A 13,926-nucleotide genomic window follows, 5' to 3' on the forward strand; every position below is an offset into this window, starting at 1 on the left:
ATGTCACACGATATTAATCAGCTGGCTCAAAAACTGGCCCCACACTATTCGCAATTTGATGTAAGTAACCGGCTTCTTTTTACGGGCCATTCGCACCAGGCCTGGCCCGATGTTGCACGCGAGGGACTGCAGGAAGCATTTGAAGTTGCTGCCTCAGAAATCGACAACAAATGGAACCCTGCTTTTGAGAAAATTGAAACACTCCGTAATTACCTGCGCAATTATTATGATGATCCGGATGGCATGTATTGCCTCGGACAAAATACGCATCAACTGTTGGTATCGTGGCTTTCAAGCTTTGACCTGCAGCAAAAACCTAAAATTATTACTACTGACAGTGAATTTCACTCGATGGCACGTCAGCTTAAACGGTTGAAAGAAGAAGGAGTCGAAATTATTACTGTTGATGGTCATGCTGATGATATCGTGAATCAAATTGAACATGCTATTGATGACAACGTTTCAGCTGTAATGCTATCTCGCGTCTATTTCAATAGCGGGATTGTCAATCAACATATCGGCGAAATAGCCAAAATTACAAAAGCGCATAACATCCCTTTTTTAGTTGATGATTATCATGGTACTAATGTTATGCCCCTGTCTATTTCTGATGAAGACCTTAATCACTGCTACTTTTTGATTGGCGGATATAAGTACTTGCAATGGGGCGAAGGAAACTGCTTTTTACGTTATCCAAAAGATTGTGAATTACGCCCTGCCATTACGGGATGGTTTGCTTCCTTCAGTCAACTTGACAAAGCTAAAAGCGATCGAGTTTCTTACGCAGATGACCACCAACGGTTTGCCAGTGGAACGTTTGATACAACATCACAATTCAGGGCAGCAAGAGTTGTAGCATTTTTTGATCAGATGAATTTAACTCCTAAGGTGCTACATAAACAATATCAGCAACAGATAGCGTTACTGCGAAATACGTTTTCAAACTATAATTTTGACACTGACGTTATTAAAATTGCCCATGAAGAACCCATAGAAAATATTGGCGGATTTTTGGCTTTTCGATCTCCATTTGCCCGAACTATTAGAACAAAGCTCATGGACAAGGGGGTGTTTACCGATGCCCGTGGTGACATCCTGCGCTTTGGCGTGGCTCCTTATATTACCTCTCATCAAATTAAACAGGCGATAGAAGAATTAGACAGCATTATATCCAAAATCAATCCATAGTGTAAGGATCAGGTTCTTAAATGGTCTTACTAAAAAGACTACCACTAAGACACTATCAACATATATCTCTTAACTTCATGAGCTTCGTGCCTTAGTGGTTCCGCAAAATCCTTAAAGATAGCTGACACTACGTTGTCATTAATATTTAATATATTGACCTGTGAAAATTCAAAAACCTAATTACTCTCTCATTTATGTCTGACAATAAAGATCGCGAAAAGGCACTGGAAATGGCTATTGGCCAAATCGAAAAACAGCACGGAAAAGGCACGATAATGCGGCTTGGAGAAGAAGCCCGATCCAATGTCCCCAGTATCTCCACTGGCTCAATTATGGTGGATTATGCGCTCGGCGTTGGAGGTATACCACGCGGTCGTGTAACTGAAATTTACGGTCCGGAAGCCAGTGGTAAAACCACTCTTGCTCTTCACGTTATTGCAGAAGCACAAAAAGCCGGGGGCTATGCCGCTTTTGTAGATGCCGAACATGCTTTTGATCCCCGCTATGCTAAAAATCTGGGAATTAATACCGATGAACTCCTCGTATCCCAACCTGACAGTGGTGAGCAGGCTCTTGAAATTACCGAAACACTTATTCGTTCTGCTGCTCTCGACGTCATCGTTGTTGACTCTGTGGCTGCCCTCGTACCCCGCGCCGAACTCGAAGGCGAAATGGGAGACTCCCACATGGGTTTGCAGGCTCGATTGATGTCTCAGGCCATGCGTAAAATTACAGGTATCATCAACAAAACACGTACAGCTGTTATATTCATTAACCAGATTCGTGAAAAGATCGGGGTCATGTTTGGTAATCCCGAAACTACATCCGGTGGACGTGCACTCAAGTTTTACTCTTCTGTTCGGCTCGACATCCGCCGCATTGGATCACTCAAACAGGGCGACGACGTAGTTGGTAACCGAACAAAGGTGAAAGTAGTTAAAAATAAGGTTGCACCGCCCTTTAAACAGGTAGAGTTCAACATTATGTACGGCAAAGGTATTTCACGGATGGCTGAGATACTGGATATGGCTGTAGAATTTGATATCATCGAAAAACGAGGAAGCTGGTATCGCTATGGTGGAGAACCCATTGGACAGGGTACCGACAATGCTATTGAATTCCTGGAGTCTGATCCTGAGCTGACAGACAAAATTGAGAAGCAGGTTCGGGAGCAGATGAATCCGCCTGAAGATGCCGAAGAGTCCGAGAATGGTGAAGAACAATCGGATGATAAAGATGAAGAGTCTGACAGCGACGATTAATGATGGAAGCGAAGTCTGACGAACTTTTGCCCGGGGTAATAAGCTCTATCAACGTTCAAAAAAAGAATAAAGAACGCTATTCCATTTTTGTTGATGAGGAGTTTCTGATTGGAGTTTCTGATCAGACGCTCCTCAAATTTAACCTTACCAAGGGTGATACTGTAACACATGCACTACTTAGAAAACTGGAGCGCGAAGAAGGACGTTTTAAGGTCAAATCGTATATGATGAAGCGGTTGGGCAGTCGCGATCATTCACGAAAGGAGCTTTTTACCAAAGCTATCCGCAAAGAGTATCCCAAAAATGTTATTGAAAATGTACTGGATGAATTAGAAGAAAAAGGATACCTGGACGAGCAACGTTTTACTGAAAATTTCGTCAAAGATAAAAGCCATCTCAACAAATGGGGACCAAATAAAATTAAGGCTCACCTGTATAAAAAGGGTATTTCAAGCAGTATGGCTGAGCAAAGTATCCAGCAAGTATTTGCAGATAAAAATATTAAAGAGCTTTTATTACATTTGGTTTTAAAGGGAAAAAGGCGCTTTTTGAGAGAAGAAGATCCCTATAAAAGAAAGAAAAAAGTTGTTGATCATCTGGCACGTAAGGGATACCGATCATCCGATATCTTTAAACATATAGATGATTTAATGAAAGCCATTGAGCAATGAAAAATATCACCCTTGAACGCGTTATAAAATCGGTATTAGGACTTGCCGGTATTATCGTGGTGGGTTACCTGTTATATCGGTATGGTACCCTTGTAGGGTATGCTATTATTGCCATGATCTTTAGCTATATTTTAGATCCACTGGTCAATCGAATGCAATCGGCGGGTATGAACCGTACCTTTTCGATTACGCTAACCATGAGTTCACTTGTATTGATTTTGGTCTGGATCTCTACCAACGTCATCCCCATCGTTGCCAATCAAATGGTGGAATTGGCCAACCAGCTTAACATCCAGAATATTCAAAACATTACACAAAAGATTGACCATCAGCTTAGTCAAAAATTTACTTTTATCCCCGAAGAATTTTTGAGTTCGAATATAGCTTCGGTATTGCAAGAGCTTTTTGATGTTGGAGAAATACCGTCAGCATTAAGTAATATCATTGGTATCTTTACTAATATTTTTTATGCCGCCTTAATAATCCCACTGGCTACCTTTTTCTTTCTGAAGGACGGTACAAAAATTCGTCGTGATCTCCTCAAAGTTGTTCCCAATAAATATTTTGAGACAACGCTCAGTTTAATTGACAAAATTGAAAGTCGACTTGGACTTTATTTTCGGGGTGTGATGTTACAAAGCCTCATCATTGCTTTCACATCTTGGGTAGGACTCTCTATCGTTGGCCTCAATAACTCCTTGTCGGTTGGTATTGTAGTGGGTATTGCCAATACCATTCCTTACTTTGGACCTATTATCGGATATATTCTATCAATTATCGTTTCTATTATTGAAGTTGGAAACTTCTCACTCGTATTGCCTTGTGTACTGGCCATCCTTGCCGTACAAATACTCGACAATGTCGTTTTGCAACCCATGATATTTTCTCGCTCCGCAGATATTCATCCGGTAGCCATCTTATTTATTATTATGATCGGTGCCGAAACTGCCGGTATTTTAGGAATGTTAGTAGCCATCCCCATTGCCACTATTATCAAGATCACCTTCAATCAGATTAGCTGGAGCTTTAATAATTATTATGTTTTCCGTGTCAGCCAATCACCTGAAGCGGACTAACTCACCGAATTAGCTCCTTAATCTCTGCACTTTTTTATATATATTTGCGAGCAACCAGATAACTTCTTACTTGCCGCAACACTGTGATCAATATTGTTGTCTTTGCCTCGGGATCGGGCACAAATTTTCAAGCCATTATTGATGCCGTTCACAACGGACAAATTAATGGGCTAATTCAGGGCCTTATTACCAACAAAAAGGGTATTCAGGCTATTGAACGTGCCCAAAAAAATAATATCGCCTACCGCTGTCTGTCTCCCACAGACTTCTCTTCCGACCAAGAATATATTGACACGCTTCTCAATCAACTCCAAGATTGGAATACTGATCTTATTGCACTTGCCGGATACATGATCAAAATTCCACCACAGATTATTGAAGCTTATCAAAACCGTATCATAAACATACATCCGTCACTATTACCTAAATATGGCGGCAAAGGATTTTACGGCATGAATGTACATCGTGCTGTCATTGAGGATGAGGAAAAAAAGTCTGGATGTACGGTGCATATTGTTACTGAAGAATACGACAAAGGACCTATTTTAGGACAGCGGAAAGTTCCCGTAAAACAATCTGATACTCCTGAAACCCTGGCAAAACGAGTTTTAAAAGAAGAACATGAACTTTTTCCAAAGGTAATTTCAGATTTAGCTAATCAACTCAACAATAAATCCAACCCCCAATAATTACTAACTGTGTCTTTACAACCACTTGAATCCCTCCCCGAAGTTCCCCTTAAAATAAATAGAGCTTTACTTTCTGTTTCGGATAAAACCGGAATCGTTGAACTTGCCAGCCAGCTACATAAAGCTGATGTAGAAATTATTTCTACTGGCGGTACCGCTCAAAAAATCCGCGAAGCTGATATTCCTGTAACTGATGTTAGTGAAGTCACCGGCTTTGAAGAGTGCCTCGATGGACGTGTGAAAACGCTCCATCCCATCATTCACGGCGGGCTACTGGGACGAACCAGCCATCAACCTGATGTAGATGAGATGAGTCGGCTGGACATCAAACCTATCGAACTTGTTGTAGTCAATTTATACCCCTTCGAAGAAACCGTTGCAAAAGCTGACTGCACGCCCGCAACTGCCACTGAAAATATTGATATTGGCGGACCAACAATGATTCGTGCGGCAGCCAAGAATTTTGCACATGTTTGTGTACTTACTTCTCCAAAACAATATTCCGAGCTGACTACACAACTCGATCAGCAAGGAAAAATCTTGTTTAAAACACGCCAGGGCTGGGCAAAAGAAGCATTTAACCACACAGCTCACTATGATGCAAATATCGCAAATTATTTTAATGATTTGGATAAAGATGAAGAGCAGCTACCGCAACAGCTGAACATTTCCCTTCAAAAATCACAATCGCTGCGATACGGGGAAAACCCACACCAAAAAGCAGCCGTCTATGGTACACAGAACGAGTTTATTGATTGTTTTCATGGCAAACAGCTCAGCTATAATAACTTCACAGATGTGGATGCAGCCCTGAATCTTATTGCAGATTTTCAGAACGATAAACCCGCTTGTGCTATTTTTAAACACACTGTACCCTGTGGCGTTGCTATTGCAGACTCATTACACAAAGCCTGGGATAAAGCTTTTGCTACCGATACGATGTCACCCTTTGGCGGAATTGTGGTTGTAAATAAAGAATTGGATCTCGAAACAGCACAAAACATTGATGAAATATTTACGGAGATTATCATTGCTCCCTCCTATAGCAAAGAAGCTCTTGAACTGTTGAAGCAAAAGAAGAAGCGAAGACTTATCCAGATTAAAAAACTACCTAATATTAATCGGGAACTACAATTCAAATCAATTTTCGGTGGAACGTTAACCCAAGAAGCTGACATCAAAACCGTCAGCAAGAAAGAACTAAAAACCGTCACCGAAAGAAAGCCAACCGATCAGGAAATCGAAGATCTTCTTTTTTCCTGGAAAGTGGTGAAACATGTAAAGTCGAATGCCATTGTATATGCTAAGGATGGTCAAACTATCGGTATCGGTACCGGACAAACAAGTAGGGTTGAAGCTTCTGAAATTGCCATTGCCAAAGCAAAACAAGAAGGACTATCACTCGAAGGTACAGCTATTGCCTCTGATGCCTTCTTTCCCTTTGCTGATGGCGTAGAAGCAGCGGCAGAAGCAGGAGCCACCAGTGTAATACAACCTGGAGGCAGTATTCGAGATGAAGAGGTTATCGAAGCTGCTAATAAGTTAAATATGGCGATGGTATTTACAGGAAATCGCCATTTTAGGCACTAAATTAATCAACAATTTGGTTTTTACTTTTAATCCTCATTAATTCGCAAATAGATCTGTAAAATTGTATTTTCATTAATTGAAATATTATCAGGCGATCAACTTGATTACAATTAGCTCATCTACATAACATAATCATGGATACAAACGCACCGAACCAACAAAAGAACCAGCAAAATGCAGGCTGGTTCGACTGGCTTTACACCGACATTGCTATCGACCTTGGAACAGCGAACACGCTCATCTACTCACGCGGCGAAGGTATCGTACTTAACGAACCTTCTATTGTAGCACTTAACTCACAAAACGAGCCGGTAGCAACCGGCCACGAAGCACGGCTGATGCACGAAAAAACACACAAAAACATCCGTACTGTTCGTCCGCTTCGTGATGGTGTTATTGCCGACTTTGAAGTCGCCGAACAAATGATTCGCGGCATGATAAACAAGGTTAAAATGAAATGGTATTCAAGCACCCGACAAATGGTCGTATGTGTACCCAGCGGTATTACTGAGGTTGAACGTCGTGCCGTTCGTGACAGCGCTGAACATGCTGGCGCCAAAGAAGTTCATCTTGTAGATGAACCTATGGCTGCTGCTATCGGAATAGGGCTAAATGTCCATGAACCCATTGGTAACATGATTGTAGATATCGGTGGTGGAACAACAGAAATTGCCGTTATTGCCCTTTCGGGTATTGTTTATGCCCAATCGGTTCGTTTGGGTGGTGATGAGCTTAATGATGATATTATTAACTACTTCCGGCGTAACCATAATCTGCTTATTGGTGAGCGAACAGCAGAGAAAATTAAATGCGAAATCGGTTCGGCTGCACCGCTCGACGAAGAACTGGATATGGAAACGAAAGGCCGCGATCTTGTTAACGGCGTGCCGCGCATTCGTCATGTATCATCCAAAGATGTCCGGGAGGCTATTTCTGAATCAGTAAATACTATTGTTGAATCAATTACCAAATCCCTGGAGCAAACGCCTCCGGAATTATCGGCCGATATCCTCGATCGTGGTATTATGCTTACCGGTGGTGGCGCCAACCTCAAAAATCTGGATAAATTAATAATGGAAACCACAGATCTACCTGTACACATTGCTGAGGATCCATTAACAGCTGTTGTACGCGGAACGGGTGCCATACTCGAAGATATTGAATACTATAGAACTGTCATTTCCTAAAGCCCATAGGTGTGAATGCGATTTCGACTTCCACGTATAGCTGATGCTAAAGATCATATTATAACAGCACTTATCCTGGTTATGGCCATTGCTCTTATGATTGGCCGATACCAAAGCGGGCTTAATAACTTACGTAAAGCATCTATAACAATTTTCAGCTACCTGGAAGAACCCCTTTCGAATGTGCGGGTATACCGGCAAGCACTAAAAACAAACACCTATCTGCGAAAGCAAAATGTATTGCTATTAGATGAGCTCAGTCGCCTGCGTGGAGTGGCAAAACGCAATAAAGAACTCCGCGAGCTACTACAGTTTAGTAGTGAGAGCAATTTAAGCTTATATCCTGTACAAGTTGTTGGCAAGGAGCTTAACCAAGTAACAAATTCACTGACTATTGATGCCGGCCAGCAAGATGGTATTGCCAACGGAATGCCGATGGTATCAGCTGACGGATTAGTTGGCAAAGTGATTTTAACTGCCAACGGATACTCCCAGATTATGCCCTTTTTTAGCCCCCTTTTCCGAGTTAGTGCTAAGCTTAAGCAGTCAAATGGGTATGGTATTATCTCATGGGATGGAGAAAGTATCACGGAACTACAGCTCAATTATGTACCCCAAACAACAAATGTTGATACAGGCGAAGTAGTTGTCACATCCGGATATAGCAATCAATTTCCACCTGACATACCCATTGGCAAAGTTATACGAACCGAGCCACAAGAAGGCAAAGAAACCCAACGTGTTTACGTAGCACCTTTTGTTAATCTTTTTGAAATTGCTGAAGGATTTGTCGTAAAATTTGAGCCAGACACTACTATTCAAAAACTAAATGAAGATTATCAAAATCTTTTACAATGAATCTTGAACGATTTAAAAATTTTGGCATCGGGCTGGGGTTTCTGTTAGTACAGATTGTACTTTTCCGGCACTTAAAAATCATGCAGGTTCAGCCCGATCTGGTTCTGATATTTTTAGTCTGGTATATGGGTCAAAAAGATCGAACCTCGGCTTTGCTAATGGCTGCTGGCTTAGGATTTCTCCAAGACGCCTTATTAGATTTTTGGGGACTAAATATGTTTGCAAAAACGTTATTGGTATTTGTTAGTTACAACTTTATCCCAAAAGGAACTCAAAAACAACTGCTTATTGGGCAAGTGTTTTTGACCATTGTGATAGCTTCATTACTACATAACCTAATATTTTTAGGCTTGAATGCAGTTATCCAAAACTACACTGGAGAACTCTTCTTCTGGCAACATTTAATTGGCAGTAGCTTATATACAGCCTTTGTAGCAAGTTTTATACAATTATTCAGAACGAAATGATTTAATCGATGCAATACCGAAAAAAAATACGTACCCAGATTTCCCTGCGCGTATTACAGGTATGCATTGTTTTGTTAGGGCTCATTATTTTAGGCCGATTATTTCAACTGCAAATCCTTGAGTACGACACCTACAACCCATTAAGTCGAGAAAACTCGTTGCGTCAGGAAGTTATTAATCCTGCTCGTGGGCTCATCTACGATCGCAATGGAAACCTACTTGTTGATAATGAGCCCATTTACTCAATTACCATTACCCCGGCCAGTTATGATTCAAAAAATACCCCCATCTTAGCTGAACTTATGGATGTGCCGGTAAAAGAGGTTAAAAAACGAATACAAGAAGCCCGCACCTACTCCTATTATCGCTCTTCACGTATCTTTACCGAAGTCGATTTTGAAACATTCTCTATTTTGCAGGAAAGTATCTGGCAACTCCCGGGCGTGGGCCATCAAATTGAAAGCAAACGAGACTATCCTATTGATAGCCTGCACGCATCACATATATTCGGCTATCTACGCGAAGTTTCGAAAGAGGAATACTTACGGACACAGAACTATCACCTTGGGGATAAGGTGGGTAAAAGCGGACTTGAAATGGCCTATGAAGAACATTTACGGGGCAAGCTCGGTACCGAGTATATCAAAATTAATGCCATGGGACAAAACCTGGGATCGTATCGGGACGGCGCAATCGATGAAGCCCCCAAAAAAGGATCCGATCTGTACACCACTATTGACACCGAATTACAATTATTGGCTGAAGACCTGATGAAAGGCAAACAGGGAGCAGCAGTAGCTATAAATCCAGATAACGGAGCTATCCTTAGCATGGTAAGTGCCCCTGAATATGATATTCGAAAATTATCAGGGCGAATAGATTCAGAATACTGGCAAAGTATCAATACCGATACCACCAATCCCCTTTACAATCGTGCAATATCAGGCAAACAGCCCCCCGGCTCTACTTTTAAGCCCCTTATGGCACTCATGGGGTTAGAACTCGATATCATCACCCCAGAAACAGAAATTAATAATCCAGGCTATTACTCTCGCGGACGTCGATACAACGATTTGGCTGATCCCGGAAAGTATAATGTTGGCAAGGCACTACAAGAATCCAGCAATACCTTTTTCTTTTGGTTGATGGATCGAATTGCCACCCAGAAAGGGCTCGACAAATGGCATGAATTAGCCACCTCTTTTGGGCTGGGTAGACTCAATAAAATTGATATCCCAAACGAAGTTACTGGAACCATCCCCGATAGCGCGTATTTCAATCGCGTATTAGGCGAAGGGCAATGGGGCATTGGCGACCAGCTCAATTTAGGCATAGGCCAGGGTTTCATGGCTGTATCACCATTACAGATGGCCTTGGTGGCAGCTCAAATTGGTAACGGGGGATATAAATTACAACCACATCTGGTAAGTGCTATAGAAGAAAGTGACGGTACCATGATGCTCACTGCCCCCCAAAAAGAAAAAATTCCGTGGGTCGATCCTGAAGAAATAAAGGTAGTCAAAGACGGCATGCGCCGCGTTGTCACCGATGGCAGTGGGCGATACTACGCTGATTTGGATAGCGTAACCGTTGCTGGAAAAACCGGTACGGCACAAAATCCACATGGGCAAGATCATGGCTGGTTTATCAGTTTTGCTCCTGTCGAAAATCCCAAAATTGCTGTCGCTGTGTTGGTCGAAAATGGCGGCTATGGTTCCATTTCGGCTGCACCTATAGCCTCTCTGATGATTGAACAATATTTGACCGGAGAGATCGATCGATCTTATGTATATGATTATGTAAAAACTTTCGAACCCCGTAAACAAGAAACTGATGACGAAGAGGAACAGAATTTAGATGGTGAATCTCAAGGAACTTAGCTGGTCACTTATTTTAATTTGGGCTAGTCTCATAATCGTGGGGCTCATAGCTATTTATAGTGCTACGCAAGGCCCTGTGGCTGAATTTTTGCCCGGCTATATTCAAGTCAATTTTTATAAACAACTCATTTCCTTTGGGATAGCTATACTGCTCTTAATAGCCCTTCAATTTGTTAATCCCCGGTCATTTCAAGAGGGGTCATATATCTTTTATGGGCTTGGGATCTTATTAATGATTCTTACACTCTTCATCGGCAAAGAAGTTAATGGAGCAAGAAGCTGGTTGGTATTGGGGCCATTTAATCTACAGTCAAGTGAGTTAATGAAAATTGCTACTATCTTAGCTGTAGCCAATTACTTAACCAGTCGCCGTGATATATCAGCTGAAAATTTAAAGTCAGCTATTATTGCAGTAGGCCTGATACTTTTGCCTGCAATCTTGGTACTTCTACAAAATGATACCGGGACAGCCATTATCTTTTTTGCTTTAATTCCCATTGTACTTTTCTGGTCAGGTCTACCCTATGGTATCTCCCTATTCATTATATCACCGGCTATTATTGGATATCTAACCATTATATCTTGGTACTGGGGACTCGTAGCTGCTGTGGTAATCACCCTTGCCATATTCATTATTCAGCGTCGAACCTGGCTCACGTTCACTTCTTTTGTCACAGGTATCTTACTCATAATCGGCATTCAAGTAGCCTTACAACAAGTGCTGCAACCACACCAGCGTGCCCGTATAGAAGCATTCACAAATCCCTCATTTGACCCTCAGGGGGCAGGGTGGAATGTAATCCAGGCGAAAACTGCCATTGGATCTGGCGGATTATACGGCAAGGGTTTTCTTGAAGGAACCCAAACTCAACTACGATTTCTTCCTGAACAATGGACTGACTTCATATTCTGTGTTATAGGCGAAGAGTTTGGCTTTCTGGGAGCCAGTTTTACCGTCCTTCTTTTACTTGCCCTAACATTACACTTGCTTAGATTAGCAGCTACGCATAAACATCCGTTTGCACAATTAGTAATGGTAGGGGTACTGGCTATATTCTTCACACATTTCTTTATTAATATAGGCTCCGCTACGGGTCTTCTCCCTGTTATCGGGATTCCCCTGCCCTTTATCAGCTATGGTGGTTCTGCCCTGATTACCAACACTTTAATGATTGGAATCTGCCTTAATCTCGATTTTTACAAACGGCAGTTTAGCATCTATCGGTAAGCCCTACTCTTCAAAAGATTTATCGGTACGAAGATTAAAACTCTGCCGATGTAATTTAGTAGCTCCATGCTCTTTTAGTCCTTCAAAATGCTTGGCCGTAGGATACCCTACGTTTGTATCCCATCCGTAATAAGGATACTCCTCATGAAGACGAATCATCCATTCATCGCGATATACCTTGGCAATAATAGAGGCAGCGGCAATACTCATCGAACGATCATCGCCCCCTACAATACATTTATGAGGACATAGTCCAGAGCTAAATCGATTACCATCTACGAGTAAATAATCGGGGTTTGCATCGTTCGCTTCAGCACACTTATGCATCGCCTTTATGGAAGCATGTAAAATATTTAGTTCATCTATTTCATCAGGACTACACCACTGAATAGTCCAATAAAGGGCCTCCCTTTTAATATGTTCAGTCAACTCTTTGCGCTCTTCAAGACTTAACTTTTTACTGTCACGAATAGCATCAAAAAAAGTACCCGGCTCAAAAATAACGCCTGCTGCCACCACGGGTCCCGATAGACAACCCCTTCCGACCTCATCTAATCCCATTACCCGTTCATAATCCTCATCCCAAAGCCGACGTTCAAATTCTATTCGGTCCATCATTTCTGAACCATTTTCATTACCTGTATTATTCATTAAAATGAATTAAAATTAAACCTGTTTCGTTTTATCAGTCTCAAGCTAAAGTCAATCTTTTTGCTATGCATTTCAAGTACCAACAATGGGACGATCGGTTTGCCAAAATGGATGGAAGTTCTCCTTTCGATACCTTGTGGGATACTTTCCAGGAACTGCTCACTATTTCAAGCGGAGATGTACAACAGGCTCTGCGTTGGCTTACCGATATCGACAATGAATATGATCTGACAGATCAATTTGACGATTATGATATTGGAGATTTCGTGGATGAACTAAAAAAGCGCGGCTATATTGAGCAGGATAATAATCAACAAACATATGTCATTACGCGAAAAACAGAGCGAAGCCTCCGTCAACGGTCACTGGAAGAAATTTTTGACAACCTTAAGAAAGGTGGCGTAGGTAATCATCAAACGAACCATACCGGTAAAGGATTAGAACGTCAGCCCGAAACGCGAAAATGGCAACAGGGAGATGATATTGCCAACATCGACAGCGTCGGCACAATGATGAATATGCTAAAACATAGCAACATTGATCAGATGAGCCTGCAAGAGGATGACATTCGCGTTCACGACACCGATCACTATACTTCGGTAGCTACGGTACTTCTTATCGATTTAAGCCACTCTATGATTCTTTATGGAGAAGATCGTATTACCCCAGCCAAAAAAGTAGCTATGGCATTATCGGAACTTATTCTGAATAATTATGCAAAAGATTCACTGGATATTGTAGCTTTTGGCAACGAAGCGTGGAAGGTAGATATTGAAGATCTCCCATACTTAAAAGTGGGGCCCTATCACACAAATACCAAACAGGCTTTAGAGTTAGCACGACATACCCTGCACCGACGTAAATACGCCAACAAACAAATTTTTATGATTACAGATGGCAAACCTTCTTGTATCATTGAAAATGGAAAAATGTACAAAAACAGTTTTGGATTAGACCGTAAAATTGTAAATCGGGTACTTGATGAAGCCGTAAAATGTAGGCGTGACGACATTGATATTACTACTTTTATGATTGCCCGTGACCCTTATCTGCAAGACTTTGTTCGCGAGTTAACCGAAGCAAACAAAGGACGAGCATATTTTGCTTCTCTTGATAACTTAGGGGGCTACATCTTTGAAGATTACATCCGAAATAGAAAAAAAAGAGTTAAATAAAAAA

Annotated in this window: 13 protein-coding genes; 12 read left to right on the plus strand and 1 reads right to left on the minus strand. The window is 41.6% G+C overall.

What is annotated here, in order from left to right:
• From AAFH98_RS00595 to rodA, 11 genes are all read left to right on the plus strand, one after another.
• Positions 1-1,188 (plus strand): aminotransferase class V-fold PLP-dependent enzyme, encoded by a 1,188-nt coding sequence (locus AAFH98_RS00595; protein WP_342520722.1) that lies wholly within the window; start codon positions 1-3, stop codon positions 1,186-1,188.
• Positions 1,189-1,382: 194 nt separating this feature from the next.
• Entirely contained in the window at positions 1,383-2,450 is a 1,068-nt protein-coding gene (gene recA / locus AAFH98_RS00600; RefSeq protein ID WP_342520723.1) for a recombinase RecA, read from the plus strand.
• Complete coding sequence (locus AAFH98_RS00605; protein WP_342520724.1) at positions 2,450-3,121, plus strand: regulatory protein RecX; 672 nt, start codon at positions 2,450-2,452, stop codon at positions 3,119-3,121. The genes recA and AAFH98_RS00605 overlap by 1 nt, the downstream gene beginning before the upstream one ends.
• Positions 3,118-4,197: an AI-2E family transporter gene (locus AAFH98_RS00610; RefSeq protein ID WP_342520725.1), complete on the plus strand. Its 1,080-nt coding sequence runs from the start codon at positions 3,118-3,120 to the stop codon at positions 4,195-4,197. Before AAFH98_RS00605 ends, AAFH98_RS00610 begins: the two co-directional genes overlap by 4 nt.
• Positions 4,198-4,280: 83 nt before the next feature.
• Positions 4,281-4,886 (plus strand): phosphoribosylglycinamide formyltransferase, encoded by a 606-nt coding sequence (gene purN, locus AAFH98_RS00615; RefSeq protein ID WP_342520726.1) that lies wholly within the window; start codon positions 4,281-4,283, stop codon positions 4,884-4,886.
• Between the two features lie 9 nt (positions 4,887-4,895).
• Positions 4,896-6,476, plus strand: a complete 1,581-nt coding sequence (gene purH, locus AAFH98_RS00620; RefSeq protein ID WP_342520727.1) for a bifunctional phosphoribosylaminoimidazolecarboxamide formyltransferase/IMP cyclohydrolase — start codon at positions 4,896-4,898, stop codon at positions 6,474-6,476.
• A 134-nt stretch (positions 6,477-6,610) separates the two neighbouring features.
• Positions 6,611-7,663 carry a rod shape-determining protein gene (locus AAFH98_RS00625; protein WP_342520728.1) on the plus strand — a complete coding sequence of 351 codons (1,053 nt, stop codon included), beginning with the start codon at positions 6,611-6,613 and terminating at the stop codon, positions 7,661-7,663.
• Between the two features lie 15 nt (positions 7,664-7,678).
• Entirely contained in the window at positions 7,679-8,521 is an 843-nt protein-coding gene (gene mreC / locus AAFH98_RS00630) for a rod shape-determining protein MreC (RefSeq protein WP_342520729.1), read from the plus strand.
• Positions 8,518-8,988: a rod shape-determining protein MreD gene (gene mreD / locus AAFH98_RS00635; protein WP_342520730.1), complete on the plus strand. Its 471-nt coding sequence runs from the start codon at positions 8,518-8,520 to the stop codon at positions 8,986-8,988. The genes mreC and mreD overlap by 4 nt, the downstream gene beginning before the upstream one ends.
• A gap of 8 nt (positions 8,989-8,996) precedes the next feature.
• Entirely contained in the window at positions 8,997-10,868 is a 1,872-nt protein-coding gene (gene mrdA / locus AAFH98_RS00640; RefSeq protein ID WP_342520731.1) for a penicillin-binding protein 2, read from the plus strand.
• Positions 10,846-12,096, plus strand: coding sequence for a rod shape-determining protein RodA (rodA, locus tag AAFH98_RS00645; RefSeq protein ID WP_342520732.1), 1,251 nt, complete (start codon positions 10,846-10,848; stop codon positions 12,094-12,096). Before mrdA ends, rodA begins: the two co-directional genes overlap by 23 nt.
• 3 nt (positions 12,097-12,099) lie before the next feature.
• Here rodA and AAFH98_RS00650 read toward each other — a convergent pair whose 3' ends face one another.
• Positions 12,100-12,711 (minus strand): ribonuclease HII, encoded by a 612-nt coding sequence (locus AAFH98_RS00650; protein ID WP_407935481.1) that lies wholly within the window; start codon positions 12,709-12,711, stop codon positions 12,100-12,102.
• Between the two features lie 101 nt (positions 12,712-12,812).
• On the opposite strand from AAFH98_RS00650, the gene AAFH98_RS00655 reads away from it, so the two are divergent.
• Complete coding sequence (locus AAFH98_RS00655; RefSeq protein WP_342520734.1) at positions 12,813-13,922, plus strand: vWA domain-containing protein; 1,110 nt, start codon at positions 12,813-12,815, stop codon at positions 13,920-13,922.
• Positions 13,923-13,926 lie beyond the last annotated feature (4 nt).

Origin of the sequence: Fodinibius sp. Rm-B-1B1-1 (genome assembly GCF_038594945.1) — a bacterium.
Taxonomy (GTDB): Bacteria; Bacteroidota; Rhodothermia; order Balneolales; family Balneolaceae; genus Fodinibius; species Fodinibius alkaliphilus.